Origin of the sequence: Pseudomonas spirodelae, from assembly GCF_034653255.1 — a bacterium.
In the GTDB taxonomy this organism is placed as follows: Bacteria; Pseudomonadota; Gammaproteobacteria; order Pseudomonadales; family Pseudomonadaceae; genus Aquipseudomonas; species Aquipseudomonas spirodelae.
On sequence record NZ_JAYEET010000001.1, the window covers coordinates 266,769 to 292,524 of the forward strand.

Here is a 25,756-nt window from a genome sequence, read left to right on the forward strand (position 1 = left end):
CGCCCCGATCAGGTGATTTTGAACAGCTGCTCGAAGTTCGAGATCGCGAGGATTTTGCGCACATCCGGGTTGCAGTTGCGCAAGCTGATCTGCGCACTGTCGCCGCCGGCGTGATCACGCAGCAGCAGCAACATGCCCAGCGCTGAGCTGTCCAGGTAAGTGGTGCCCTTAAGATCTACAACATAGCGCTGCGGCGTAGTGCTGACGCGCTCATAGGCATTGCGAAATTCCTGATGCGCAGCGAAATCGAAGCGGCCCTGAATCACAATGGTCAGCTCTTGCCCATCGGATGAGGGCTGCGAGGTGATTGCCATGAATTACTCCTTTAACAAATAGACTCGGGCGCATGTTCGAGTATGCCAAGCGGCACGTTATGCACAGTCAAGATGTAGCATCGCAAAGCCTGTGCGGCAACTGTTTCGGCGGTATTGAGTGGTGATTCAAGCCGTTATATCGACGCCTAATACTGGGAATCACGGGCCACTAAGCGCTGCGAGAGTTCATCAAGCAATTTCTGTTCGCGCTTGTCTTCGGCCAGACGCGCTTCGTCCTGATAACGCTTGACCAGTTTGCGCAGCCCTTCCATGCGGGCGTAGCGCTGTTGCCAGATATCGCGCACCTTGTCCATATTGGCGCGGTGCCAATCGACACTGTTGCGCTGCTGGCCGATAGCACCTTCCAACTGAGTGAGAAAACGCTGGTAGTTCATCAGCCACTGCCCAGAAACACCGCGCTGGCCTTCACTGATCCATTGCTGCTGATAATCACCGCGGTAGCGCTCCAAGTCCCCCAACTGCACTTCAGCCTGACGCAATAAGCCCTGACAATGGCCCAGCTGCAACGCGGCCTCGCGCTCGGCACGCTCGGCCATGACCACTACAGGAGCCAACCGCGCCGCGCGGCTTTGCGCCATGGCTTAGTTGCCCGCCGCGCCAGGGTTGAAGGTGGCAGCGAGCATCGCACTGCTGTTTTCCAGGCTTTCATTGTCGTGCAGCCCTTGACGCAAGTATCTGACCATGGCCGGCTGACGGGCGATGGCCAGGTCGGTATCCGCGTCGCCCCCCGACACATAAGCGCCCACGCTGATCAGGTCGCGGCTTTGCTGATAACGCGACCACAACTGCTTAAAGCGCTGCGACAGGCGCAGATGCTCAGCACTGACCACCTGCGGCATCACCCGGCTGATCGAGGCTTCAATATCGATGGCGGGGTAGTGCCCCTCCTCGGCCAAGCGTCGCGACAACACGATATGCCCATCGAGCACCCCACGGGCGGCGTCGGCAATTGGGTCTTGCTGATCGTCACCCTCACTGAGCACGGTGTAGAAGGCGGTAATCGAGCCGCCGCCCTCCTCGGCATTACCGGCACGTTCCACCAGCTTGGGTAGACGGGCAAATACCGACGGCGGATAGCCCTTGGTCGCTGGTGGCTCGCCAATGGCCAGGGCGATTTCGCGCTGCGCTTGAGCAAAACGGGTCAGCGAATCCATCAGCAGCAGTACGTTCTTGCCTTTGTCGCGGAAGTATTCGGCTATTCGCGTGCAATACATGGCGGCACGCAGACGCATCAGCGGCGCGTCATCGGCTGGCGAAGCCACCACCACGGAGCGTTTAAGGCCCTCGTGACCGAGAATCTCATCGATAAATTCTTTTACTTCACGACCCCGCTCACCGATCAGCCCGACCACGATAATGTCGGCCTCGGTAAAGCGCGTCATCATGCCCAGCAGCACCGACTTACCCACACCGGTACCGGCAAACAGGCCAAGACGCTGACCGCGGCCGACGGTCAGCAAGCCATTGATCGAGCGGATACCAACATCCAGCGGTTCACTGATGGGATTACGCTTGAGCGGATTGATCGTCGGGCCATCCATCGGCACCCAGTCTTCGGCCTTCATCCCGCCTTTGCCGTCGAGCGCGCGGCCGGTGCCATCGAGAACCCGACCGAGCATCGACATGCCCATGGGCAGTCGGCCGGTATCCGGCAGCGGCACCACACGCGCACCGGGGGCGATACCGGCCAGACTGCCGACCGGCATCAAGAAGATTTTGCCATTGGAAAAACCCATCACCTCGGCTTCGACCTGCACCGGGTGATAGCTGTCATCGTTGATCACCAGACAACGGCTGCCGAGTGCAGCACGCAGGCCTTCGGCTTCCAGGGTCAGACCGACCATGCGCAGCAAGCGGCCTTCAACCTGCGGCTGAGTCGGCAGCGCTACGACATTGCTGTAACCGGCCAGGCGCTTGGCAAAGCTGATCCGTTCAAGGCGCATCCGCAATCATCTCGGGGGCATCCAGGTCAGTTTGCAGGTCGGCTTCCAGCGGGTGCATGGCCTGCTCGCGCTGCTGTTCAAACAACTGCTTAATGGCCTGATTCAGTCGGGTTTCCACCGTGGCATCAATGCGGCTGAGTTCGCTTTCCACCCGACAACCGCCGGGCAGCAAAGCGGCATCTTCGAGAATTCGCCAACTCTCTTCATGGCGCTCGCGCAGGGCTTTAACCATCTCGAAATCTTGCGGATTAAGGTGAATGCGGATATTGCCCGCGCCCATCGGCAGCAGCTTCAACGCCCCGCTGAGCACCTGACGAATCTGGCTGGAATCACTGACCAACTCACGCTGAATCACCTGGCGCACGATCTGCTCAAGCAGCTTGATCAGCCCCTCTTCGAGCTGCTGATCCTGCCCGGCGATCGGCTCGAACAAGTGAGTCATCAGCTGCTCCAGCCCAGCTATTTTTGCCGCCAAGGCCACATCGGCGTCCTGTTTGGCTTTTAGCTGGCCGGCATGGAAGCCGTCTTTTTCGCCGGTGGCAAACCCCTCGTTGTAGGCGTCCTGACGGATCGCCTCCAACTCATCCAACGTCAAAGGCTTGACGTCTTCTAGAGCCACCTCTTCGCTGTCGGCCTGTGCAGGTTCGCTCGTTTCAGCGGTCGGCTCGACAGCCTGTTCTTCTGCGCTGGGTTCAGGCGTCGGCGCGTGCGGGTCAAAGCTGGGCAACGCCCAAACGTTAACCCCTCTTAGATCCTTGGCGCGAATCAGCTCACTCGCCGGTTCTTTACTGGACATTGCTTAGACCATTTCCTCGCCGCCTTTGCCGCCCAAGACAATTTCCCCGGCTTCGGCCATACGTCTGGCGATGGTAAGGATTTCCTTCTGCGCCGTTTCCACATCGCTGACGCGCACCGGGCCTTTGGCTTCCAGATCGTCGCGCAGCAGTTCGGCAGCACGTTTGGACATGTTTTTGAAAACCTTTTCCTTGATGGCCTCATCGGCGCCCTTGAGCGCCAACACCAGCACATCGGAGGAAACTTCGCGCATCAACGCCTGGATGCCACGGTCATCCACATCGGCCAGGTTGTCGAAGACGAACATCAGGTCTTCGATCTGGCTGGACAGGTCCTCGTCAACCTCACGGATTGAGTCCATCAGCTGACCTTCAACCGAGCTGTCGAGGAAGTTCATGATGTCGGCGGCACGCTTAACCCCGCCCAATGCAGCGCGGGTGCTATTGGAGCTGCCGGAGAACTGTTTCTCAAGGATCAGATTGAGCTCTTTCAGCGCGGCTGGCTGTACGGTGTTCAGTGAAGACACCCGCAGCACGATATCCAAGCGCACCTTGTGATCGAAGTGGCCGAGCACTTCACCGGCCTGGTCGGGATCGAGGTAAGCCACAACAATGGCCTGAATCTGCGGGTGCTCGTAGCGGATCACATCCGCCACGGCGCGCGGCTCCATCCATTTAAGGCTGTCCAAACCGCTGGTGCTGCCACCGAGGAGGATACGGTCAATCAGATTGCCGGCTTTGTCTTCGCCCAGGGCCTGCGTGAGCATCTTGCGGATATAGCCGTCGGCACCAACGCCCAGGCTGGTCTGGTCGCCGACGATGTCAACGAACTCGCCCATGACCTGCTCGACCTGCTCACGCTGAATATTGCGCATACCGGCCATGGCCACGCCTACGCGCTGCACTTCCTTCGGCCCCAGATGCCGCAGCACTTGGGCGGCATCCGTTTCACCGAGCGAAAGCAGCAGGATCGCGGCCTTATCGACCTTGTTCAACTTGGCGACGGTTCGATTATCACTCATCGGCGTTAATCCACTCTTTCACAACCTGGGCGACGCGGCCCGGATCTTCTGCGACCAGGCTCTTGATGGCGTTTAGCTGTGCATCATACCCCTCACTCGGGCTCGGCAGGAGGATGCTTTGCGGCCCGCCGAGGCTGACCCGGTCTTCGGCCAAGTCACCGCCCAACCCGCCCATTTCACCGAGTTCAACGTCGCCACCACGGCCATCGCCCTGACCGCGGCCGGCACCGGTGATGTTATTGAGCACTGGGCGCAACACACCAAATACCAACACCAGGATAAACAGGACGCCAAGTACCTGTTTGACCACATCCCAGAACCACGGCTGGGTGTAAAACGGAATTTCGATCAGCTCTTCACCCAGTTCAGCGGAGAACGGCGTATTGATCACGCTGACGCTGTCACCACGGCTGGCGTCGAAACCAACCGAGTCCTGCACCAGACGGGTAAAGCGCGCCAGGTCGTCACTGCTCCACGGCACGCGAGTAACCTCACCCGTGGCGGCATCCAGCTTAGCTTGATCATCGACCACCACCGCCACCGACAAGCGGCGCAGACGCCCCTGCTGTTGTTTGGTGTAGCTGATTGAACGGTCCAGCTCGAAGTTGCGTGTCGATTGCTCACGCTTGTCCGCCGGATAAGGCGCGAGCATGGCCAGGCCGGTGGCCGGGTCGATGATTTGCGCGCCGTTGGCGTCCAGCAAAGGCTGCCCGGGCGCAATCGCCCCTGCCACAGCTGCCGCCCCGGCACCGGCTTGCTGAGGTGCTGCGGCGGGACCTGGCGGCTGATTGCTCAGGGCACCGGGCACACCTTGCGGTGGCAGGCTGCTGGTGCGTTGCTCATTGACCTGCTGCTCACTGCGCAGCGCCGGCTGGTCGGGGTTGAACATCTCCGAGGTGGACTCCACCGCGCTAAAGTCCACATCCGCCGACACTTCGGCCTTGTAACGACCAGAGCCCAGTACCGGCTGCAAAATATTGTGCACACGCTGGGTGAACAGGCTCTCCATGCGGCGGCTGTAATCGAACTGTTTGCCGGCCATGGTCAGCTCGGACATTTCCTGAATGTCCGAGAGCAGGTTGCCCTTCTGATCGACCACGGTGACCTGGGCCTTATTCATTTCCGGCACGCTGCTGGCAACCAGATTGACGATGGCCATCACCTGGCTCGGCTCCAGGCTGCGGCCCGAATACAACTCAACCAGTACCGAGGCGCTGGGCTTGCGTTCGTCGCGCACGAACACCGAGCTTTTCGGGATAGCCAAATGCACGCGGGCGGCTTTGATGTTGTTCAGGCTGGCGACCGTACGGGCCAGCTCGCCTTCCAGGCCGCGGCGGTAGCGGGTGGCTTCCATAAACTGGCTGGTGCCCAGGCCTTGCTCCTGGTCGAGAATCTCAAAGCCGACGCTGTTGTCTTTCGGCGCAACGCCAGCGGCCGCCAGACGCATACGCGCACGGGCCAGGTCATCGGCCTGAACCAATAACGCGCCGGAGTTGGGCTCCACGGTGTATTTGATATCGGCAGCGGACAGCGTCTCCATCACCTGCGAAGCATCCATGCCATCGAGGCTGCCATACAGCGGGCGGTAATCCGGTTGCTGCGACCACAGCACCACGGCAAAGCCGATGGCCACACTGGCGGCAAGACCGACCAACAAACCGATCTGCCGCAACATCGACATATCGGAAAGGTTTTCCAGGAAGGTCAGGCCGAACAATGGTTTTTTCGGCTCACCACCAGTGGTGGCAGGTACGTTTGCAGCGACAGCTTCCGCCATGATTCAGCCCTACCCTTAAACCGGCATCTGCATAATGTCTTGATACGCCTGAACCAGCTTGTTGCGCACTTGGGTCATGGCTTGCATGGAGACGCTGGATTTCTGCGAGGCAATCATCACATCCGTCAAATCCACACCACTGGTGCCCATTTCAAAGGCGGTTGCCAACTTACTGGCTGCCTGCTGGGTTTCGCTAACCTTGCCCACCGCCTGGCCGAGCATATCGGAAAAGCTCGGGGCCCCTGGTTCAGGCGTGCTGGCGACAGGTTTCTGACGCACCATGGCGTCGGCCTGCATAGAACGCATTTCCAGCATCAAACGATTGAACTCAACACCCTGACTCATCACTTCCTCCACTGGCCGCAGTTTTTTGACGCTTTGCGGCGTTTGCAGAGGTATTGCAACAAGGGTGCCAGGTTACCGACCTAGCGCTCAGCGCCTAGCGACCTAGCGCTCAGCGCCTAGCGACGCGCCTGCGAGCGGATATACAGCGCTTCAACCTTCTCCCGTGCCCAAGGCGTCTTGCGCAAAAAAGTCAGGCTGGACTTGATGCTCGGATCGCTTTTGAAACAGCGAATATCGATGCATTGCGCCAAACCATCCCAACCATACTGGGCAACCAGAGCGGTGAGGATGGCTTCAAGTGTCACGCCATGCAGCGGATTGTTCGGTGATTGAGTCATGCAGAACCTGTACGGACAGCCTGATTGAAAATATGCGCCACCTTAGCCAAGCCCACGTCTGACCGAAAGTACGAATACTGATGCCGGGGCTTTTATCTCATCATAAAACGGCTCTGGCCGTTTTATGACGTCGCCAAGCAACGGCGTAAGGGCGTAAGAGCAATAGCTAAGTATGACGACCAAAAAAAACCGGCCCAACAACAACGTGTGGGCCGGCAAAAGAACGCTTAAGTCACATGCACATCAGCGCAAAACACGCTGGCTGGGCAACTGCGCGATCGGTCAGTTGCCCACTGCGGGGGATTATCAGGCCGACTGGTATTCTTTCTCGGCCTCGTCGAAGCGCTTGATCATGCCAGCCGATGGGCCGTTGCCGATTTTGCTGAACACGACGATGGCCAGCGTGGCGAAGATAAAGCCAGGGATGATTTCGTACAGACCCAGGTGACCGAGAAGGTTCTTCCACAGGATCACGGTCAGGGCACCCACCAGCATGCCGGCCAACGCGCCGTTGCGAGTCATCTGCTTCCATACCAGCGACAGGATCACCACCGGACCGAAGGCTGCACCGAAGCCTGCCCAGGCATAGGACACCAGGCCCAGTACACGGTTTTCCGGATTAGCCGCCAACATGATGGCGACGATAGCAATCAGCAGCACCATGCCGCGACCCACCCATACCAGCTCGACCTGCGACGCATCTTTACGCAGGAAAGCCTTGTAGAAGTCTTCCGTCAGGGCACTGGAGCACACCAGCAACTGGCAGCTCAGGGTGCTCATCACCGCGGCGAGAATGGCAGACAACAGAATGCCGGCAATCCATGGGTTGAACAGCAACTTGGCCAGTTCAATAAAGACGCGCTCTGGGTTATCGGTTACCGGGCCAGCAAGGTCCGGGTTGGCGGAGAAATACGCAATACCAAAGAAGCCCACTGCCACGGCACCCGCGAGGGTCAGGATCATCCAGGTCATGGAAATGCGACGGGCAGCGGGGATCGACTTAACCGAATCAGCAGCCATGAAGCGTGCAAGGATGTGCGGCTGACCGAAGTAACCCAAGCCCCAGGCCAGCAGCGAAATCACGCCAACAAAGGTCGCGCCCTTAAGCATGTCGAAGTTAGTGGCGTCCTGCAGTTCGATGGCAGCGAAGGTGGTATCTGCGCCACCGGTGGCAATCATCACCACGACCGGAGTGAGGATCAGCGCGAAGATCATCAGCGTGGCCTGCACGGTGTCAGTCCAGCTCACCGCCAGGAAACCGCCAATAAAGGTGTACGCAATGGTTGCCGCCGCGCCAGCCCACAAGGCTGTCTCATAGGACATGCCGAAGGTGCTTTCAAACAGACGGGCACCAGCCACCACGCCCGAGGCGCAATAAATGGTGAAGAACACCAGAATGATCAGCGCCGAGAAAATACGCAGCACACGACTGCCATCCTCAAAGCGGTGGGTGAAGTAATCGGGCAGGGTCAGCGCGTTGCCATTGTGCTCGGTCTGCACCCGCAGACGGCCAGCCACGAACAACCAATTCAAGTAGGCACCGGCGATTAGGCCGATGGCGATCCAGCCTTCAGACAGGCCCGAGAGGTATACCGCGCCCGGCAAGCCCATTAGCAGCCAGCCGCTCATATCCGACGCCCCCGCCGACAAGGCGGTAACAAAACTGCCCAGGCTACGGCCGCCCAGGATGTAATCGGAAAGGTTCTTGGTGCGCATATAGGCGACCAGGCCAATCAGCACCATGAGCGCGATGTACACCACAAAGGTGACGAGCATCGGAGTACTTGCAGTCATTAGGGAGTCCCCTCTTGATTGTTGTTATTGGGCAATAGGGAGTAGCCCCATTACCAACGTGGCATTTCATACCCGCGGTGCAGGTGAAGCCGGTTCACGCAGTCGGAGTTCTAGACCCCATTACAAAAAGGGCGCATGTCGCAAAACAGTCGCCCTTAAAACGCCTTTAACGGCTTGCCAAGACCTCGCACGCAAAGCCACGGCACGTACTCAAACTACGAATTAATACTGCGCACGGCTGACAACTTAACACCCAAAGAATGCGGAGTTTGCGCACGATCAGCCGCAGAAGCGACCCTGCAAATTATACCGACACGCCCTGCCTTTTATTGGCCGCTACCTGTATTAGGTCTAGCCCAATTGCAGCGACTTGCAGGAACGCCCTGTGGCGCAAACCTAGGCACGGCGTAAGCCGGGAACGGAATTTAGTGGCAGAGGCATGAACGCTTCTTACAAAATGCTCTGGAGTTTTTACAAAAAGCTCCATGCCGGGAACTTCCGGCAAACACCTGTTTCAAGCTCCGAGCAGTGATGGCGGCGCCATTTACCGCACGACCTACCCGCATAGTACCGATCTAGACAGCCTGAACAAATATTGAGGTGTGTATTGCAGAGCGAAACATCCGACTATTCCGTCTACCGGCGCTTGGTCTCGCAACTGCTGCAGGGTGAGGAGCAATTACCCAGCCTGCCGACCCTCACGATGGATATTCGCCGCGCCTTGGGCGATCCCAATATTTCGCTCAACGCCTTAACCCGCTTAATCAGTCGCGACCCTGCCCTTAGCGCCTTGCTGATAAAGCATGCGTCCAGCGCCCTGCACCGTACCACCACGGCACCGAAAACCCTGCTTGAAGTCATCAGCCGGCTCGGCATGGCCGAAGTCGACCGAATCACCATGGCGCATAGCATCAAAAGCCTGTTTACCCTGCACAGCCCCAAGCATAAACAGCTGTTTATCGAGGCGTGGGAGCGCGTGGTAATCAAGGCCAGCACCCTGCTGGCTCGCCAGCTTGGCCATGTGACGGCGGAACACGCCCTGTTGGCCAGCCTACTCAGTGAAGTCGGCACCCTCGTCGTGCTTTCGGCGTTCCGCAACGACAGCGTGCCCCTCTCCAGCGCGCTGTATTACAAGCTGTGCCGCGAATACAGCAAATCGCTGGGGATTATCGTGTTGAAGAAATGGTCGGTGGATAACGACTATATCGAGATCATTCGCAACACCGGCAATTGGCAGCACAGCCCGGCAGGTAAGCTGCAATTGCTGGATATGGTCAACCTGGCGCTCTACCACTCGCTCAAGGAGCACGAGCCAACGGCCGATTTGCCGCCGCTGCAAGAGCTGGCGGCCTATAAGAAGCTGACGCCGCCGCAGAACTCCATCGATGAAAACGGTGAACTCAGCCTGCTGAGCAGTCACCGCGCCGAGATCCTGGCAATCGCCCAGACCTTACGCTGAGCCTCTTTACGGCTTCACACGCTCGAGCCAAGCAACGCACTGCGCGGGCAACAGCGTCAGGCTGGGTTTGATACCGTAGGCCTATGCGCAACAGACCAGAACTAAACGTTAGCGATCGATAACCTGCGCCCGCATGGGCGCCAGCCGCGCCAGCAGGCGATTCTGCGCGGGCATAGGGACGCCCTGGGCACTCATGGCCTCTTGCAGGTTTTCCACCAGGGCATTGAAGTCACTCGGCGTGAGGTGCTGGCCCTTGTGGCTTTCTTCCATGCTGTCACCGCTGTAAGTACAAGGGCCGCCAACCTCGAGGCAAAGCTGCTCCACCAACTTGTCGCGCAGACGCACGATGTCGATATTTTCAAAGTGCCTAACGATGCGCGGGTCGCCGGCAATATTTAGCAGCATGCCCTCGACGATGCGGGTAATCCCGGCCTGTTCCCCCAGGTCTCTGTAGAGGCTATCGTCTTTGGCAGGCTGCTGGGCACAGGCCGTCAGGGTCAACACAATGGCCAGCAGCAGGCTGCGCATGCTTAGAAGCTCCCTTGCACGGACAGGTAAACGCCGTCCTGATTATCCAGCGTGGCGATTTCCCCCAGGCGTGCATAGGCCAGCACCACAGCCAGATGCTTGTTGGGGAAGTAACCGAGAAACAGGTCGGCCCAGTCACTCTCCCCGGCAAAGCTGAGGTTGTCCGGTTTCTCGCGGTACTCAACGCCCAACGCCCAGCGCGGGTTGAACAGCACAGCAACCGAGCCTTCCTTGAGCACCGAGTGGCGATCACGCCGATCACCGCCAAAGCCCAGCAGGCCCAGCTCATTGGCCCGGCTGTAACGAACACCGCCATTGAGCAGCAGGTTGTAGCCCATGGCACCGCCAAGGATCAGCCGGCTCGCGGTGATATAGCCCTCGGTGTCTTCGCTGCGTTGCGCGCCAATCAGCCGGGGGATCAGAAAATCCTTCTGGCGTTTGTGCTGAATACCCAGCGACACCTGCGGCAGCTGGTCGTATATCAGGTCGCCAAACAGACGCACCTTGAGGCCGAAGACATCCTGGCTCAGGCTGTTTTCCGGCAGGTTGAGGTTGCGCGCCAGGGTGCCCAAATCAAAGCGCTGGCGGGCGAAGGACAACTCGATTCGGTTATCGAATGCTACCCCAATACCGGCCACATCCAGGCGGTAGTCGCCGGTTTCCACCCGTGTAGCAAATACATCCGCGCCCCACTCGCCGCGCTCGCCATACCCGGACAACACCGCCCAGGGCGTGATGCCACCGCCGGCCGCGCCCTCCAGGCTGCTGGCGCCACCGGTGGCCAGCAAGCGACCATCGGCCCAGCTCAGGTTGGCCAACAGGCCCAGCAACAGAAGCACACCGTGAAACGGCTTTAGCATGGTCAATGCACCACGTCCGAGGCGGCTAGCGCGTGTTGCGCCAGCCAGGTTTCAAAGGCTGACGCCGCCAGCGGCCGGCTGATCAGGTAGCCCTGAGCGGTGTCACACTTCCAGCGCGCCAGCAGTTGCAGGCTGCGCTCAAACTCAACGCCTTCAGCCACCACCTTGAGGCCCAGGCTGTGGCTCATTTCGATGGTTGAACGCACGATCACCGAATCTTCACTGTCATCATCCAGATCGCGGATAAACGATTGATCGATCTTCAGCTCCTGCACCGGCATACGCTTGAGCTGAGCGAGGGACGAGTAACCCGTACCAAAGTCATCCACCGACAAGCTGATACCGCACTCGCGCAAGCCATGCAGCACCTGCAGAGCGACTTCCGGATTGAGCATCACCCCGCTTTCGGTAATCTCAAAAATCAGCTGTGCGGCCGGCACTTGGTATTCAGACAACAGTTGGCTGACCCGCGCCGGCAACTGCGGATCGATCAGGTCCTCGGTGGAGATATTCAATGACACCTGCACGTAAAGGCCGCGCCCGCCCCACTCACGCAACTGGCGCATAACGTCTTCTAGCACCCAGGAGGTCAACAGCTGAATGCTGCCGGTGCGCTCAGCCAGCGGAATAAATTCCCCAGGCGAAACCATGCCCAACTCAGGATGCTGCCAACGCAGCAAGGCCTCTGCCTGCCGTACCCGCCCGCTGGCAATATCCAACTTCGGTTGATAGTGCAGCAGCAGCTCGGCCTTACTTGGCGCGTGGCGTAAATCGCGAATCAGGCGAATCTGCCGCTGCTGGGCATCATCGCGCCCCCGCTGGTAGACCTGCAGATGGCTGGCCATACCGGCCGCATCCTGCATCGCGATGGCCGCCCGGCGCAGCAGTTCTTCCGGGGCGTTGCCATCCACCGGGTAACTGGCAATGCCAATGCGGCAATCCAGTGCTACATCATGGCTGGCCACGCGCAAAGGCTTGAGCAGCAGTTGCTGCAGCGTGTCGGCAATGCCTACGGCGCTGTCGCTGTCGGCGTTTTCCAGCAGCAGGAGAAACTCGTCACCGATGATCCGCGCCACGCTATCGCCGGGGCGCAAAATCCCCTGCAGTTGCCGGCTAAGCTGCTGCAGCGCCAAGTCGCCGCCCTCCGGCCCGAGGCTTTCATTGACCGTACGAAAGTTCGCCACCCCTAAATACAGCAACGCCATCGGCCGCCCCGCCGTAATGGCACTGCCCAGGCGCTCCAGCGCCAGCGTGCGGTTGGGTAAGCCGGTGAGCGCATCATGTAAGGCATTGTGCGCCAACTGCCGTTCACGCTCGGCAATGCCTTGCTGCATGGCCTTGAAGGCCATGGCCAAACGCCCTAATTCGTCAGCGCGGTGCAGGTCCAGATCGGCCTGATAATCCCCCTGACGCACGCGTTCGGCGACGGCAGCCAGTTGCTGCACGGGTTGCGACACCGAGCGCGCCAACAACAGGGCGCCGCATAGAGACGCGGTCAGTGCCACCAGGGCGATCAGCAGAATATTTTGATCAAGTGACGCGAACGCCTGCTGCGCCTGACTCAGGGATTTGTGCAGCAGCGCACGCACCTCAAACCCGTCGCCACTGGCCAGCACCAGTGCTTGGTTAAGGTAGCGTTCGCTGCCGATCAAGCTCACTGCATCACTCGCCAGGTGGGTCATCCCCTCCTGTACCTGCTCGCGCTGCGCCGCTGGCAAGGTACTGATCCAGATATCGGCAACCCCCTTCTGGGTCGCCAACAGGGTTAAGTCCAGGTGGGTCAGTTCGCGCAGCTCGGCAGCAAAGGCATCATCCACCTGAAAGCCCATCATCACTCGGGCAATCGGCAACGGTGCGCTAACGGAGGCCTGCACCAGCAGGTAAATTTTCTCGGCAATCGGCATCAGGAAAATCTGTGCGCCTTCGCGCTGACGCTGCATCACCTGGGCACTCAAGCGCTGGGCTGTGGCGCCGCTAATCTGCCGGTCGCTGCTGACTTCTAGGTTGCCGTCTAGGGACAGCATCATCACCACACTGGCATTGATCCGCGCACCGTGATTGGCCAACGCCGAACGAATGGTCTCGGTGTCACCGCTGGCCACGGCGTCCTTAAAACCGAAGTCAGCGGCCAACACCTGAACGGCATCGTGCAACTGCCGGCCACGCACTTCGAGCAACTGCTGAAACACCAGGCTGCCGACATCCAGCTGCTCGCGTGCCTGGCTGCGCACTGCTGCATTGGTGGCGGTTTGTACGGCTACATAGAGCGCCCCGACCACAATGAGCAGCAGCAGGACCAATACACCGGCAATTCGCGCCTGGAAGCTATTGCGCAGCATCGCGAGCCTTCTTAAACGCATCGCCAAAGGCACTGGCCGGCGCACGCGGGGCGACCTGGGCAGCCGGGGCTTGTATGGCCAAGGTAAAACGCTGCTGGTTACCGCCCTCGCTCAACTGCACCTCACCGGCCGCCTGTGGCAACATCTCCGGGGCTTGTGGGTGCCACAGGCTGGCCGAGTAAGTACCCGCCGGCAGCTGGTCAATACGCAAGCGCCCCTGCTCATCGCTAACAGCAAACCAAGGATCGTCGGTGACATAGACATAGCCCAGCATCCAGTCGTGAATATTGCAGCCAAGCACGACCACACCGGGCTTATCGAAGATCACCGGTTCACTTGGCGTGCCCTGATACAGGCGCAATTCAAAGCGCTTGGCTGGAGAGAAGGAATAGACGTGGTGGCGAATATTGTCGCTATTGGGAAACTTCACCGACGTGCCGCTGCGCACCGCCAGCACATTCGGTACGAACTGCTGCGAGCGTTGATCCATAATCACAGCCGCCGATGCAGTCGGTGCATCCGCGAGGCTGCGCAAACTAAGTACGGCATTCGCAAGCGGCTGGCCTTGGCTGTCCAGCAGTTCAGCCTGCAAGCTGGCGGCATGCAGCGGCGCGCTCAGCAGCAAGAAAATCAGCAGCGAGCGCACGAAGGATAAATACAGGTATTGGCTCATCAAGACGACTCGTACGCGAGGGGCACACTTGATTAGGAACAGCATCCATGCCTGACACATTGAGTGCCGCAGTGAGCCACAGCTTAGCCGCCTGCCTGCAGAAGTTCACCTTATGTCGGCCGCCATCCCCCGTTGTATCGCCGCGAGCCAGATGCAACGCAGGCTAGAAGGGCCGTTTACTCGGCGCTGCGCAGGCGCTTGGGCGTCAGGCCGAGGTAGCGACGCATCGCCGTGGTGAGCGCGCTCTGGCTAGAGAAGCCGCACTCCTCGGCGATGCGGATAAGCGGCAACCCGCTCTCGCGCAACAAGCGCACAGCGCGATCAAGGCGGGTTTTCAGCAGGTACTGGTGCGGCGTAAGGCCGACACTGTCCTTGAACTGCGCGTGAAAATGACTGGGGCTCAAGCAAGCCACCTGGGCCAGCTCAGCCACGCTGATGCGCCGAGCCAGGTGCTCGACGATATAAGTGTCGAGTCGTTCTAAATTCAGCGGGCCAATGGCGCGCGCCTGCTGCTCACCAAACAGTCGCAGGTGTAAAGCCCTCAGCAAAACGCCACCGAGCGCCCGCGCCAACAGCGGATCAGAGCCGTAACGCTCCAGCTCGGCGCCGGCATAGCTCAACAGGTTCTGGAAGTCGGCATCCAGCTGCGGGTAGCGCGGTGTTTCAAACAAACCCGTCAGCAGCTGCAGGTCTTCACTGGATACACCCTGCTCATCCAGGTCGATGATCAACATGCGGTTATCGCCCATACCGGCGAACTGATGATCGGCATCCCCGGGCACCAGGCAGGCACGCATGCGGCACACCTCGCCGCCACGACCATTGACCTCAAACTCCGCGCGCCCAGCCAGCGACAACACCAGCTGGTGATGGTCGTGGGTGTGTTCATGGGCTTGGTCATCAAGACGTATCAAGCGCGCGTTGAGCATTAAAAGTGCAACCCCGGATAAAAGAGGTGCAACTTTAACCTTTTGCCCGGTGAAACTGCAGCCAGCACGACAAATGGGCAGCGCCCGCTGCGCCCCTTAGGGCTAATTAAAAGCGCCTGAATACGCTGCCTGTAGTCAGCCCCTGGTGGGTCAATCACCTTTCATTTGCACGACCTGGCAAGCGATTTGCTGAGCAATCCTGTCCCTTGCGCATCGCTCGGGTTTTAGGACATCCGCTATGGTTTTCAGCATTGCCCTCGCTCTCGCATCAGCACTGTTACTTGCCGGCCACTACCTCAGCCAGCTTGCGGCTAAACGCCATGAGCAGCACCTAAACCAACTGCAATCAGGCCGCCCCCTGGCACTGCAGGTGACGCGCCAACCCTAGTGCGGATTTCCGCAGGCGGGCCGTTGCAGTTATGCTGGCAACCTCGACTTTCGCCAGGAGTTCACCATGCTCGCTCCCCGCCTAACGCTGATGTTTGGCCTTGTGCTGCTCAGTGCCTGCGCACAAAAACCCAGCAGCGTCAGCCTGGAGCAGAACCAGCAGAGTAAATGCCCGATATCACTGCACATTGGCCAGCAATTTATCCTGCGCTTGCCGAGCAACCCGACTACTGGCTTTCGCTGGTTGATGCGCGACTCGGCAACACAGGTTCTGCAAAGCCTCGGCCCGGAGGTCTACAGCAACCCTGAAGATGCCGGCCTGGTCGGCAGCGCTGGGGTTTCTACCTGGCGCTTCCAGGTGGTCAAGGCCGGCGAAGGCCAACTGGCCCTCACCTATGAACGCCCCTGGGAAGTTGGCGTAGTGCCCGCTCAGCGCTTCGACTGCACACTCAAGGCGCAGTAACCTGTCGCCATAGGCTGCGCTAACTGGTTGGGCCAATGGGCAATCACCGCATCAGCCTTTAAGCCGGCTAACGAGACCGCGAACTAGCGCCGCATACGTGACGGCCGCATGGATTTGCGACCAATAGCTGCAATCAACGTTTGGCTATGGACGTTACTTGGCTAAAATGCCCGGCTTTATCGACCAGTGCGCAGCCAACGTGAGCAAACAACCCGACCGTCTTTTCGCCCAACCCCTGGCCCAGGTGCCGGACTTCGTTTTCAACGAAGATGTGGTGCGGGTCTTCCCCGACATGATCAAACGCTCGGTACCGGGTTACCCGACCATTGTCGAAAACATCGGCGTGCTTGCTGGCCAGTTTGCCCAGCCGCACAGCGTGCTGTATGACCTCGGCAGCTCATTGGGCGCAGTTACCCAAGCGTTGCGCCGGCATGTACAGATCGCCGACTGCCGAGTGATCGCCGTGGACAACTCCAGCGCTATGGTCGAGCGCTGCCGCGAATACCTGCATGCACAAGACTCGATGTTTCAGGAGCTACTCCCGGTCGAGGTGCTCGAAGCCGATATTCTCAGCCTCGACTTTCAGCCAACCTCGTTGGTGGCGTTGAACTTCACCCTGCAATTTATTCAGCCCGAACAGCGCCTTGAGTTACTCGCCCGCATTCGCCAAGCCCTGCTGCCCGGCGGCGCACTGATTCTCTCGGAAAAACTGCACTTCGAGGACGCCGAACAACACCGCCTGCTCGGCGACCTGCACATCGCCTTCAAGCGCGCCAACGGCTACAGCGAGCTGGAGATTGCCCAGAAGCGCAGCGCCATTGAAAAAGTCATGCTGCCCGACAGCCTGGAGCAACACCGCGAGCGCCTCCTCGCCGCGGGTTTCAGCCAAGTAGTGCCGTGGTTTCAATGCCTCAACTTTGCCTCGATGATTGCCCTGCCATGATTAATCGCCTCGACCTCGACGCCCTGCAAGCAGTGCTTGCCGGTACCCCGCTGCAGGATTGGTCCGCCGACTTGCCTGGCCAGATCGATGCCAAACTGGCCATCGGTCACGGTGACCTGCCGCGCTGGTACGGCGCCGTCCAAGCACTGCCTGAACTGCAGGTTGAGCAACTGGAGTTGCTGCACGATTTCAGCCTCAATGGCCGCTGCGATGAGCCGACGCGCGGCGCGCTAAAAACCGCTTTGCAAGGGCTGATCCCCTGGCGCAAAGGGCCGTTCCATCTGTTTGACGTACACGTCGACACCGAATGGCGCTCGGACTGGAAATGGCAGCGGGTGGCCCCCTACCTCGATCTCAAGGGCAAGCGCGTGCTGGATGTCGGCTGCGGCAACGGCTACTACATGTGGCGCATGCTCGGCGCAGGTGCGGACAGCGTGGTGGGCATCGACCCGAACTGGTTGTTCCTCTGCCAGTTTCTGGCGATGAAAAATTACCTGCCCGACCTGCCCGCCTGGCACCTGCCGTTGGCCTTCGAAGAACTGCCCGGCAAGTTGCAGGGCTTCGATACGGTATTTTCCATGGGCGTGCTGTATCACCGCCGCTCGCCCATCGATCACTTGATCGACCTCAAGGACTGTTTGGTCAAAGATGGCGAGCTGGTGCTGGAAACCCTGGTGGTGGAAGGCGATGCCCAGCAAGTGCTGGTACCTGAAGATCGCTACGCGCAGATGCGTAACGTCTGGTTCCTACCGTCGGTGCCGGCCCTAGAGCTGTGGCTGCGCCGCGCCGGCTTTGTTGATGTGCGCTGCGTGGATGTCAGCACCACCAGCGTCGACGAACAGCGCTCAACCGAGTGGATGCGCTTTCAGTCGCTGCCTGAGTTCCTTGATCCGGCCGACCATAGCCGCACGGTCGAAGGACTGCCGGCGCCAAGCCGCGCGGTATTGATCGCACGTAAGCCGTAAGATGAGTTAGACGCGCAGCGGCGTAACCCATGAGTCCGAGAGATGGGTATCGCTGCGCTCAACCCATCCTACAACTCGCCTCTCGATCAACCGCGATTGGCCGCTGCGGTGATCAGCTGCTTCATTTCCACCACTGCCTGCTTAAAACCGACAAACAGGGCGTGTGCCACCAGTGCATGACCAATATTCAGCTCGTTGATCCCGGCAATCGCGGCCACCGGCTCAACGTTGTGGTAATGCAGACCATGGCCGGCATTGACGATCAGCCCGTGTTGCAGGCCGCAAGCCACGCCGTCGCGAATCCGCGCCAGCTCGCGTGCCGCCTCTTGCGGCGTATGGGCATCGGCATAACGACCGGTGTGCAGCTCGATAGCCGGGGCACCTACGCGCTTGGAGGCTTCAATCTGCTGCGGCTCAGGGTCGATAAACAGCGACACTTCACAGCCAATTTTGCTCAGACGCTGAACCGCCGCACGAATGCGTTCTTCTTGTCCTGCCACGTCCAGGCCGCCTTCGGTGGTCAGTTCCTGACGCGTCTCTGGCACCAGGCAGACGTGCTCGGGACGAATGCTTTCGGCAAACGCGAGCATCTCCTCGGTCACGCCCATCTCGAAGTTCATCCGCGTCTGCATGACTTCCTTGAGCAGGCGCACATCACGCTCTTGAATATGCCGGCGATCTTCACGCAGGTGCACGGTAATCCCATCGGCCCCGGCCTCTTCAGCGTCCAGCGCCGCCTTGACCGGGTCTGGGTAGCGGGTACCACGGGCCTGGCGCAAGGTGGCCACATGGTCGATGTTCACACCCAGCAGAATACGATTGGCATCAGTCACGGCTTGGCTCCTTGAGCGTCATAAAAAGTTCGCGGCTGACCAGCGGTCGTCCGCCTAAATGGGGGGCCAGGGCTTGGCGCATCAGGCGCTTGGCAGCCGCCAGGGCGCCGGGCGTGGTCCAGTCGGCCTCGGCCATGGCCAGCAATTCAATCCCGTGGAAAACCCCAGGCTGAAAATGCCCGATGGGCACCAGCCCGGTTTCGGTCTGCAGCCGATACAGGCCAGCTTCGGCGATGGGCTGGCCTTCGCTGTCCAGATTCAGGGCAAAACCATAGCCCAGCTCATCCAGCAAACGCCACTCAAAAGAACGCAGCAACGGCTCCAGCGCGCGGCCCTCGGCAAGGGCCAGCACTGTCATCGCGTAATGTTCGAAGACGGCAGGATGGGGCGCTTCAGCGGGGAGCAAGCGGATCAGTAGCTCGTTGAGATAGATACCACTAAAAAGGGCCTCACCGACTAACAGATTAGGAATGCCTACGGGATCGAGGCGGCCAACGTTTTTCAGCTCGCCGCGCCCGCGAAACTCGGCCTCAAGCGGAATAAACGGCCGCGCCAAGCTGCCCGCCTTCCCCCGCGCACTGCGCAATACCGCCCGCAGGCGGCCTTGCGGCGTAAGGAAATCCACCAGCGCACTGCTCTCGCGGTAAGCACGGCTGTGCAGCACATAAGCGGGCTGGCTAGGCGCAAGCATCAAGGCTTACTCGAAATAGCGGGCACACAGGCGGGCCCGCGGCGCATCAAATATTGTCGTAGCCCAAAGAACGCATGGCGCGCTCATCGTCAGACCAGCCACTTTTGACCTTGACCCACAGATTAAGCATGACCTTGGAGTCGAACATCACCTCCATGTCCTTGCGGGCTTCCTGGCCAATACGTTTGATCCGCTCACCCTTGTCGCCAATGATGATTTTCTTCTGCCCGTCGCGCTCAACCAGAATCAACGCATGGATGTGCAGAATGCGCCCATCGCGCTTGAACTCTTCGATTTCCACGGTGATTTGATACGGCAGCTCGGCGCCAAGTTGGCGCATGACTTTCTCGCGCACCAGCTCGGCAGCGAAGAAACGGCTGGAGCGGTCGGTGACCTGATCTTCCGGGAAGAAGTGCACACCTTCCGGCAAACGCTCACCTACCAGCTTTTCCAGAGTATCGAGGTTATGCCCGTGCTGCGCCGATACCGGAACGATTTCAGCATTCGGCAACTGGGTGGCCAGCCACTCCAGATGCGGCATCAGCTCGGCTTTATCTTCCAGACGGTCAGTCTTGTTGATCGCCAGAATCACCGGGCCTTCGACGTACTGAATGCGCTCCAGGACCATCTGGTCTTCGTCAGTCCAGCGGGTACGGTCGACCACAAAGATCACCACGTCGACATCTTTCAGCGCCGACGAGGCATTCCTGTTCATGTAGCGGTTGAGCGCTTTCTCGTTGTTTTTGTGCAGACCAGGCGTATCGACATAGATCGCCTGCACCTCACCCTCGGTCTTAATCCCGAGCATGTTGTGCCGCGTGGTCTGCGGCTTGCGCGAGGTGATCGCCAGCTTTTGCCCGAGAATATGGTTCAGCAAAGTCGACTTACCCACGTTGGGCCGGCCGACGATGGCGACATAGCCACAGCGTGTAACAGGTAAATCAGTCATTGCCATTCTCCACACCCAGGGCGATCAGCGCGGCAGCGGCGGCCACCTGCTCGGCAATACGCCGGCTAGCCCCCTGCCCCAGGGTTTTATCATTCAGTAAGGTAATCTGACATTCGACCACGAACGAGCGGCAGTGCGGCTCGCCCTGGATATCCACCACTTCGTAACGTGGCAGCTCACAACCGCGCGACTGCAAAAACTCCTGCAGGCGGGTTTTCGGGTCTTTGTTGGTGTCGACCAGCGTCAGGCTCTCCAGCTCCGTGGTCAGCCAGGCCAACACCCGCTCACGGGCGGCCTCCATACCGGTGTCCAGGTAAATGGCGCCAATCAATGCCTCGAGGGCATCGGCCAGGATCGACTCACGACGGAAGCCGCCACTTTTTAGCTCACCGGAACCCAGACGCAGGTACTCGCCAAGGTCAAAGCCGCGCGCCAATATCGCCAACGTTTCGCCCTTGACCAAGCGCGCACGCAGGCGTGACAACTGGCCCTCACGGGCCAACGGAAAGCGCTGAAACAACGCTTCGCCGGCGACAAAGTTGAGGATCGCATCACCGAGAAACTCCAGGCGCTCGTTATTACGCCCGGCGAAGCTGCGATGGGTGAGCGCCAGGATCATCAGTTCCTGGTCTTTGAAGGTATACCCGAGTTGCCGCTCGAGGCGGGCTAATGACGCGCTCACGGCATACGCACGCGGAATTCTTTATCGAAACGCACCACCAGATCGATATTCTCGATCAACGGCTCGCGCTTTTCGTATTTCACGTGTATCAGGAACTCGTTGTTTTCCACTTTAATTTTCACTGCGTCCTGCATGTTCAGGTCACGAATGCTGTTGACCTGCATGCCTTTGCTGATGTGGCTGTAGAAGTCGCTAACGCTGCGAACATCGACAGCTTTATCGGTTTCGACGGAGGTGATCATTTTCTCCAGAGCCATGTTGTCGAAGTAATGCGGCATTACCTTGAACGCTGCGCTGGCCAAAAAGGCCACAACTGCAAGCACCATCAGCCAACTGAGAATCGACATTCCTTTTTGCGAATGTGCAGATTTCATATTTGTCCCCAAATTCAAGTGGTGTGAAAGCCATTACGGCTGGAGGCAAGACTATATATAGCCTGCGAGGCTGCATTTAACAGCGTCGCAAGCTCGTCCGCGGGTCAGTGAATCAGACCTACACGGGAAAAATTGGGCAGGTTACTCGACTTAGGATCCGGCCAGCTCATCCAGATCGCAAAGGCCTTACCGACGATATTCTGATCCGGAACCATGCCTAGCAGCGGCTTGGGGATGGCCGGATCATTCCAGTAACGGCTGTCATTGGAGTTGTCGCGGTTGTCGCCCATCATGAAGTAATGCCCTTGCGGCACCACCCACTCGCGGCCAGGTTCAAGACGGTAGCGGCGCATTTCCTTACGGATCTGGTGCTCTGCCTCACCGAGTTTTTCGTTATACAGCGTCGCGCTGCCCAGGCTGCCGGGCTCATCGCCAATCAACTGCTGCGCAACAGACTCACCATTAATGGTCAGGCGCTTGTCGCTGCTGTAAGCAATCCGGTCGCCGGCCAGGCCCACCACACGTTTGATGTAGTTAATGTTCGGATCGCTGGGGTAGCGGAACACCATCACATCGCCGCGCTGCGGGTCACCCACCTCAATCACCTTGGTGTCCAGCACAGGCAGGCGAATGCCATAAGCGAACTTGTTAACCAGGATGAAATCGCCCACTTCCAACGTCGGCTTCATCGAGCCGGATGGAATCTGGAAGGGTTCGACAAGAAACGAACGCAGCACCAGCACGATAGCCAGCACCGGGAAGAACGATTTACCGTACTCCATCAGCAGCGGCTCTTTGTTCAAGCGTGCCACCACCGCCTCATCAGGTTCACTGACCTGACTGTGGTAGGTGCTAATCGCCGCTCGCCGGCGTGGCGCCAGAAAGATCAGGTCGAACAACGCCAGTGCGCCACAAACGGCGACGGCGATAACCAGCAATAACGGGAAATTGATCGACATAAGCCCTTAACTATCCAACCTGAGCACGGCGAGGAAGGCTTCCTGTGGAATTTCCACGTTGCCAACCTGCTTCATGCGTTTTTTACCGGCCTTCTGCTTTTCCAGCAGCTTGCGTTTACGGCTGACGTCACCACCGTAGCATTTGGCCAATACGTTCTTGCGCAGCGCCTTGACGGTAGTGCGCGCCACGATCTGCCCACCAATGGCCGCCTGAATGGCCACATCGAACATCTGCCGAGGAATCAGCTCTTTCATCTTCTCGGTCAACGCACGACCTTTGTAGTGCGCGTTGTCACGGTGCACGATCAACGCCAAGGCATCGACCTTCTCACCGTTGATCAGTACATCCAGCTTGACCAGATTGGCCGACTGGTAACGGTCGAAGTGGTAATCCAGCGAGGCATAGCCACGACTGGTTGATTTCAGACGGTCGAAGAAGTCCAACACAACTTCGTTCATCGGCAGGTCATATGTAACTTGCACCTGGGAGCCGAGGAACAGCATGTCGTGCTGCACGCCGCGTTTTTCAATGCACAGGGTAATCACGTTACCCAAATGCTCCTGCGGCACGAGGATATTGGCGCGCACAATCGGCTCACGCATATCTTCGATGGCCGAAAGATCTGGCAATTTCGACGGGTTATCGACGTAAATCGTCTCACCGGTCTTAAGCAGCAGCTCGAAAATCACCGTTGGCGCGGTGGTGATCAGGTCCAGGTCGTACTCACGTTCCAGGCGTTCCTGAATGATCTCCATGTGCAGCATGCCGAGGAAGCCGCAACGGAAACCAAAGCCCAGTGCATCAGAGCTTTCCGGGGTGTACTGCAGGGACGAATCGTTGAGCGTGAGCTTTTGCAGGGCTTCGCGGAAATCCTCGAAATCATCGGAGCTGACCGGGAACAGACCGGCGTAAACCTGCGGCTGGATGCGTTTGAAGCCTGGCAGCACATCAACATCCGGCGTCGAACTCAAGGTCAGGGTGTCGCCCACGGGCGCGCCATGAATGTCCTTGATGCCGGCGATGATAAAGCCCACTTCACCCGCTTTGAGATCAGCGGTGGCGGTGTGCTTCGGGTTGAACACGCCGACACTGTCCACCAGGTGAATCTTGCCGGTGGACTTCACCAGCACCTTGTCACCCTTCTTGATCCGACCATGGCGCACGCGCACCAGGGACACAACGCCCAGGTAGTTATCGAACCAGGAGTCTATGATCAAGGCTTGTAGCGGGTCTTCGATATTGCCGGTGGGCGCGGGAATGGTCTGCACCAACCTCTCAAGCACCTCATCAACGCCCAAGCCGGTCTTGGCACTGCAAGTTACGGCGTCGGTGGCATCAATACCGATGATCTTCTCGATCTCTTCCTTAACCCGGTCTGGGTCGGCCTGAGGCAAGTCGATCTTGTTTAGCACCGGCATGACCTCAAGGCCCTGCTCAATCGCGGTGTAGCAGTTGGCTACCGACTGCGCTTCCACGCCCTGACCCGCGTCGACCACCAGCAGCGCGCCTTCACAAGCGGCCAAGGAGCGGCTGACTTCGTAGGTGAAGTCGACGTGACCCGGCGTATCAATGAAGTTCAGCTGGTACGTAACGCCGTCTTTAGCCTTGTAATACAGGGTGACGCTGTGGGCCTTGATGGTGATCCCGCGCTCGCGCTCAAGATCCATGGAATCCAGCACCTGGGCTTCCATTTCACGATCAGCCAGGCCGCCACACATCTGGATAAAACGGTCAGCCAGGGTCGACTTGCCGTGGTCAATGTGGGCGATGATGGAGAAATTGCGGATATGACTCAAATCACTCACGGATCAACACTCGAAAAGGTCGCAGGCGATTGCCCGCCGAAAATAGCCGCGAAGTGTACCCGAAAGCCACCTTGCACGTCACCACAGCCGCAAAGCGGCTCCACGTAAAAGGGCGACCGAAGTCGCCCTTTTTCCCTAGAACTGCCGTTAATCGGCCAGCTTAAAGGTAATAAAGCTGGCACGCCCCTGGCGCAGTACGCGCATCGACACCGAACGGTTTTTCGGCAGTGCCTGCGCCACCTCGGTAAAGGTCTTGGCCGAATTAATCGCCTGGTTGTTCAGGTGGGTGATTACATCGCCCGGACGCAAGCCAATCAACGCTGCCGGCCCCTCCTGCACCTCGGAAATCACTACGCCACCTTTAAGGTCGAGGCTCTTCTTCTGCTCAGCACTCAACTCAACCACCTTGACCCCAAGACGGTTGCTGCTGCGCTCGACGCCAGGCGCCGCGCTTCCTGCCAACGTTTCGCCATCTTCAGGCAACGCACCGATGGCCACTTTTAACTTCTTACGTGCGCCGTCACGCACCACGTCCAGCTCGGCGCGAGCGCCCGGCTTCAGCGCACCGACCAAATGCGGCAGATCAGCAGACATGATGATCGGCTTACCATCCAGACTGAGGATGACATCACCCACTTGCAAACCACCTTTAGCCGCCGGACCGTCTTCTAGCACCTGAGCCACCAACGCACCCGCCGGTTTGTCCAGGCCAAACGACTCAGCCAAATCCTTGTTCACTTCCTGAATCACTACGCCCAGCCAGCCGCGGCTGACCTTACCCTCCGCCTTGAGCTGATCAGCCACGTCCATGGCCACACTCATCGGAATGGCAAACGACAACCCCATAAAACCGCCGGAACGGGTGAAAATCTGCGAGTTGATGCCGACTACTTCGCCGGCCAAGTTGAACAGTGGACCACCCGAGTTGCCCGGATTGATTGCCACATCCGTCTGGATAAACGGCACATAGCTCTCGTTCGGCAGACTGCGACCCTTGGCACTGACGATGCCGGCAGTGACCGAATGATCGAAGCCAAATGGTGAACCGATCGCCAAAACCCACTCACCGACTTTCAGCTCGTCAGACTTGCCCAGCTTGACGGTTGGCAGACCGCTACCCTCAACCTTGAGCAACGCCACATCGCTGCGCGGATCCGTACCAATCAATTTGGCTTCCAATTCACTGCGATCCGCCAAGCGCACGATGATCTCATCGGCATCGGCAATCACGTGATTATTGGTCAGCACATAACCATCAGCGGAAATGATAAAACCGGAGCCTAGCGACTGAGCTTCACGCTGACGACCGCCCCCTGGCGCACGCGGCATCTGGGGAATGTTGCGCTCAAAAAACTCGCGAAACATCGGCGGCAAGCCTTCCAGATCAGGCACATTAAGCTGACCTGCGCCGGCCACCGGGCGATCTGGCATCTTCTGCCGGGTACTGATATTGACCACCGCCGGCGACGCCTGCTCAACCAGCTCGGTGAAATCCGGTAGGCTTGCCTGGGCAAGCAGTGCCTGCCCCATCAGCAACACGGCACATAACGCAGTAAAGGTAGATTTCA

General features: G+C 59.0%; 26 protein-coding genes. 4 read left to right on the forward strand and 22 right to left on the reverse strand.

All coding sequences use genetic code 11. The annotated features are described in order from the left end of the window. Positions 1–8: 8 nt before the first annotated feature. From SOP97_RS01270 to putP, 9 genes are all read right to left on the reverse strand, one after another. Positions 9–314 (reverse strand): STAS domain-containing protein, encoded by a 306-nt coding sequence (locus tag SOP97_RS01270; RefSeq protein ID WP_274087848.1) that lies wholly within the window; start codon positions 312–314, stop codon positions 9–11. 146 nt (positions 315–460) lie between these two features. Continuing rightward, a complete protein-coding gene (fliJ, locus tag SOP97_RS01275; protein ID WP_274087847.1) occupies positions 461–913 on the reverse strand; it encodes a flagellar export protein FliJ in 453 nt (150 codons plus the stop codon). Positions 914–916: 3 nt separating this feature from the next. Next, positions 917–2,278 (reverse strand): flagellar protein export ATPase FliI, encoded by a 1,362-nt coding sequence (gene fliI / locus SOP97_RS01280; RefSeq protein WP_274087846.1) that lies wholly within the window; start codon positions 2,276–2,278, stop codon positions 917–919. Further along, positions 2,268–3,074 (reverse strand): flagellar assembly protein FliH, encoded by an 807-nt coding sequence (fliH, locus tag SOP97_RS01285; RefSeq protein WP_322947794.1) that lies wholly within the window; start codon positions 3,072–3,074, stop codon positions 2,268–2,270. Before fliH ends, fliI begins: the two co-directional genes overlap by 11 nt. Before the next feature lie 3 nt (positions 3,075–3,077). Next, positions 3,078–4,094: a flagellar motor switch protein FliG gene (fliG, locus tag SOP97_RS01290; RefSeq protein WP_274087844.1), complete on the reverse strand. Its 1,017-nt coding sequence runs from the start codon at positions 4,092–4,094 to the stop codon at positions 3,078–3,080. Then, positions 4,087–5,871 (reverse strand): flagellar basal-body MS-ring/collar protein FliF, encoded by a 1,785-nt coding sequence (gene fliF / locus SOP97_RS01295; RefSeq protein ID WP_322947796.1) that lies wholly within the window; start codon positions 5,869–5,871, stop codon positions 4,087–4,089. The genes fliG and fliF overlap by 8 nt, the downstream gene beginning before the upstream one ends. A gap of 15 nt (positions 5,872–5,886) precedes the next feature. Beyond that, a complete protein-coding gene (gene fliE, locus SOP97_RS01300; protein WP_322947798.1) occupies positions 5,887–6,216 on the reverse strand; it encodes a flagellar hook-basal body complex protein FliE in 330 nt (109 codons plus the stop codon). Between the two features lie 116 nt (positions 6,217–6,332). Beyond that, on the reverse strand, positions 6,333–6,554 hold the full coding sequence (locus SOP97_RS01305; protein WP_322947800.1) for a VF530 family protein: 222 nt from the start codon (positions 6,552–6,554) through the stop codon (positions 6,333–6,335). 306 nt (positions 6,555–6,860) lie between these two features. Further along, the gene (putP, locus tag SOP97_RS01310; RefSeq protein WP_274087840.1) at positions 6,861–8,348 is read right to left on the reverse strand and encodes a sodium/proline symporter PutP; all 1,488 of its coding nucleotides are present in this window, start codon (positions 8,346–8,348) and stop codon (positions 6,861–6,863) included. Between the two features lie 607 nt (positions 8,349–8,955). Between putP and SOP97_RS01315 the strand changes: the two genes are divergently transcribed. Then, the gene (locus SOP97_RS01315) at positions 8,956–9,807 is read left to right on the forward strand and encodes an HDOD domain-containing protein (protein WP_322947802.1); all 852 of its coding nucleotides are present in this window, start codon (positions 8,956–8,958) and stop codon (positions 9,805–9,807) included. 108 nt (positions 9,808–9,915) lie between these two features. On the opposite strand, the gene SOP97_RS01320 is transcribed toward SOP97_RS01315, so the two are convergent. From SOP97_RS01320 to SOP97_RS01340, 5 genes are all read right to left on the reverse strand, one after another. Beyond that, complete coding sequence (locus SOP97_RS01320; RefSeq protein ID WP_322947804.1) at positions 9,916–10,335, reverse strand: group I truncated hemoglobin; 420 nt, start codon at positions 10,333–10,335, stop codon at positions 9,916–9,918. Between the two features lie 2 nt (positions 10,336–10,337). Then, the gene (locus tag SOP97_RS01325; protein WP_322947806.1) at positions 10,338–11,195 is read right to left on the reverse strand and encodes a DUF3034 family protein; all 858 of its coding nucleotides are present in this window, start codon (positions 11,193–11,195) and stop codon (positions 10,338–10,340) included. A 2-nt stretch (positions 11,196–11,197) separates the two neighbouring features. Next, positions 11,198–13,534 (reverse strand): putative bifunctional diguanylate cyclase/phosphodiesterase, encoded by a 2,337-nt coding sequence (locus SOP97_RS01330; RefSeq protein WP_322947808.1) that lies wholly within the window; start codon positions 13,532–13,534, stop codon positions 11,198–11,200. Further along, positions 13,521–14,207: a methylamine utilization protein gene (locus SOP97_RS01335; RefSeq protein WP_322947810.1), complete on the reverse strand. Its 687-nt coding sequence runs from the start codon at positions 14,205–14,207 to the stop codon at positions 13,521–13,523. The genes SOP97_RS01330 and SOP97_RS01335 overlap by 14 nt, the downstream gene beginning before the upstream one ends. A 176-nt stretch (positions 14,208–14,383) precedes the next feature. After that, complete coding sequence (locus SOP97_RS01340; RefSeq protein ID WP_322947813.1) at positions 14,384–15,136, reverse strand: helix-turn-helix transcriptional regulator; 753 nt, start codon at positions 15,134–15,136, stop codon at positions 14,384–14,386. A gap of 454 nt (positions 15,137–15,590) precedes the next feature. Here SOP97_RS01340 and SOP97_RS01345 point away from each other — a divergent pair, with 454 nt between their 5' ends. The 3 genes from SOP97_RS01345 (at position 15,591) to cmoB (ending at position 17,894) form a co-directional block, all read left to right on the forward strand. After that, positions 15,591–15,986, forward strand: a complete 396-nt coding sequence (locus tag SOP97_RS01345) for a protease inhibitor I42 family protein (protein ID WP_322947815.1) — start codon at positions 15,591–15,593, stop codon at positions 15,984–15,986. A 166-nt stretch (positions 15,987–16,152) separates the two neighbouring features. Further along, entirely contained in the window at positions 16,153–16,929 is a 777-nt protein-coding gene (gene cmoA, locus SOP97_RS01350; RefSeq protein WP_322948014.1) for a carboxy-S-adenosyl-L-methionine synthase CmoA, read from the forward strand. Beyond that, a complete protein-coding gene (cmoB, locus tag SOP97_RS01355) occupies positions 16,926–17,894 on the forward strand; it encodes a tRNA 5-methoxyuridine(34)/uridine 5-oxyacetic acid(34) synthase CmoB (RefSeq protein ID WP_322947817.1) in 969 nt (322 codons plus the stop codon). The genes cmoA and cmoB overlap by 4 nt, the downstream gene beginning before the upstream one ends. Positions 17,895–17,980: 86 nt before the next feature. Here the strand turns inward: cmoB and pdxJ are convergent, their stop codons facing one another. From pdxJ to SOP97_RS01395, 8 genes are all read right to left on the reverse strand, one after another. Then, positions 17,981–18,727 (reverse strand): pyridoxine 5'-phosphate synthase, encoded by a 747-nt coding sequence (pdxJ, locus tag SOP97_RS01360; RefSeq protein ID WP_322947819.1) that lies wholly within the window; start codon positions 18,725–18,727, stop codon positions 17,981–17,983. After that, entirely contained in the window at positions 18,720–19,418 is a 699-nt protein-coding gene (gene recO, locus SOP97_RS01365; RefSeq protein ID WP_322947821.1) for a DNA repair protein RecO, read from the reverse strand. Before recO ends, pdxJ begins: the two co-directional genes overlap by 8 nt. Positions 19,419–19,464: 46 nt before the next feature. Then, a complete protein-coding gene (era, locus tag SOP97_RS01370; protein WP_322947823.1) occupies positions 19,465–20,367 on the reverse strand; it encodes a GTPase Era in 903 nt (300 codons plus the stop codon). Further along, positions 20,360–21,049: a ribonuclease III gene (rnc, locus tag SOP97_RS01375; protein WP_274087828.1), complete on the reverse strand. Its 690-nt coding sequence runs from the start codon at positions 21,047–21,049 to the stop codon at positions 20,360–20,362. Before rnc ends, era begins: the two co-directional genes overlap by 8 nt. Next, positions 21,046–21,423: a DUF4845 domain-containing protein gene (locus SOP97_RS01380; protein WP_322947825.1), complete on the reverse strand. Its 378-nt coding sequence runs from the start codon at positions 21,421–21,423 to the stop codon at positions 21,046–21,048. Before SOP97_RS01380 ends, rnc begins: the two co-directional genes overlap by 4 nt. 104 nt (positions 21,424–21,527) lie before the next feature. Continuing rightward, the gene (gene lepB / locus SOP97_RS01385; protein ID WP_274087826.1) at positions 21,528–22,382 is read right to left on the reverse strand and encodes a signal peptidase I; all 855 of its coding nucleotides are present in this window, start codon (positions 22,380–22,382) and stop codon (positions 21,528–21,530) included. A gap of 6 nt (positions 22,383–22,388) precedes the next feature. Further along, a complete protein-coding gene (gene lepA, locus SOP97_RS01390; protein ID WP_274087825.1) occupies positions 22,389–24,188 on the reverse strand; it encodes a translation elongation factor 4 in 1,800 nt (599 codons plus the stop codon). Positions 24,189–24,335: 147 nt separating this feature from the next. After that, positions 24,336–25,718, reverse strand: a complete 1,383-nt coding sequence (locus SOP97_RS01395) for a DegQ family serine endoprotease (protein ID WP_411912011.1) — start codon at positions 25,716–25,718, stop codon at positions 24,336–24,338. Between the last annotated feature and the right edge of the window lie 38 nt (positions 25,719–25,756).

Excerpts from the sequence above, each read along its gene's own strand:
- SOP97_RS01270 (WP_274087848.1), bottom strand. The coding sequence starts at position 314 with ATGGCAATCACCTCGCAGCCCTCATCCGATGGGCAAGAGCTGACCATT.
- fliJ (WP_274087847.1), bottom strand. The coding sequence starts at position 913 with ATGGCGCAAAGCCGCGCGGCGCGGTTGGCTCCTGTAGTGGTCATGGCC.
- fliI (WP_274087846.1), bottom strand. The coding sequence starts at position 2,278 with ATGCGCCTTGAACGGATCAGCTTTGCCAAGCGCCTGGCCGGTTACAGC.
- fliH (WP_322947794.1), bottom strand. The coding sequence starts at position 3,074 with ATGTCCAGTAAAGAACCGGCGAGTGAGCTGATTCGCGCCAAGGATCTA.
- fliG (WP_274087844.1), bottom strand. The coding sequence starts at position 4,094 with ATGAGTGATAATCGAACCGTCGCCAAGTTGAACAAGGTCGATAAGGCC.
- fliF (WP_322947796.1), bottom strand. The coding sequence starts at position 5,871 with ATGGCGGAAGCTGTCGCTGCAAACGTACCTGCCACCACTGGTGGTGAG.
- fliE (WP_322947798.1), bottom strand. The coding sequence starts at position 6,216 with ATGAGTCAGGGTGTTGAGTTCAATCGTTTGATGCTGGAAATGCGTTCT.
- SOP97_RS01305 (WP_322947800.1), bottom strand. The coding sequence starts at position 6,554 with ATGACTCAATCACCGAACAATCCGCTGCATGGCGTGACACTTGAAGCC.
- putP (WP_274087840.1), bottom strand. The coding sequence starts at position 8,348 with ATGACTGCAAGTACTCCGATGCTCGTCACCTTTGTGGTGTACATCGCG.
- SOP97_RS01320 (WP_322947804.1), bottom strand. The coding sequence starts at position 10,335 with ATGCGCAGCCTGCTGCTGGCCATTGTGTTGACCCTGACGGCCTGTGCC.
- SOP97_RS01325 (WP_322947806.1), bottom strand. The coding sequence starts at position 11,195 with ATGCTAAAGCCGTTTCACGGTGTGCTTCTGTTGCTGGGCCTGTTGGCC.
- SOP97_RS01330 (WP_322947808.1), bottom strand. The coding sequence starts at position 13,534 with ATGCTGCGCAATAGCTTCCAGGCGCGAATTGCCGGTGTATTGGTCCTG.
- SOP97_RS01335 (WP_322947810.1), bottom strand. The coding sequence starts at position 14,207 with ATGAGCCAATACCTGTATTTATCCTTCGTGCGCTCGCTGCTGATTTTC.
- SOP97_RS01340 (WP_322947813.1), bottom strand. The coding sequence starts at position 15,136 with ATGCTCAACGCGCGCTTGATACGTCTTGATGACCAAGCCCATGAACAC.
- SOP97_RS01345 (WP_322947815.1), top strand. The coding sequence starts at position 15,591 with ATGCTCGCTCCCCGCCTAACGCTGATGTTTGGCCTTGTGCTGCTCAGT.
- cmoA (WP_322948014.1), top strand. The coding sequence starts at position 16,153 with ATGCCCGGCTTTATCGACCAGTGCGCAGCCAACGTGAGCAAACAACCC.
- cmoB (WP_322947817.1), top strand. The coding sequence starts at position 16,926 with ATGATTAATCGCCTCGACCTCGACGCCCTGCAAGCAGTGCTTGCCGGT.
- recO (WP_322947821.1), bottom strand. The coding sequence starts at position 19,418 with ATGCTTGCGCCTAGCCAGCCCGCTTATGTGCTGCACAGCCGTGCTTAC.
- era (WP_322947823.1), bottom strand. The coding sequence starts at position 20,367 with ATGACTGATTTACCTGTTACACGCTGTGGCTATGTCGCCATCGTCGGC.
- SOP97_RS01380 (WP_322947825.1), bottom strand. The coding sequence starts at position 21,423 with ATGAAATCTGCACATTCGCAAAAAGGAATGTCGATTCTCAGTTGGCTG.
- lepB (WP_274087826.1), bottom strand. The coding sequence starts at position 22,382 with ATGTCGATCAATTTCCCGTTATTGCTGGTTATCGCCGTCGCCGTTTGT.
- SOP97_RS01395 (WP_411912011.1), bottom strand. The coding sequence starts at position 25,718 with ATGGGGCAGGCACTGCTTGCCCAGGCAAGCCTACCGGATTTCACCGAG.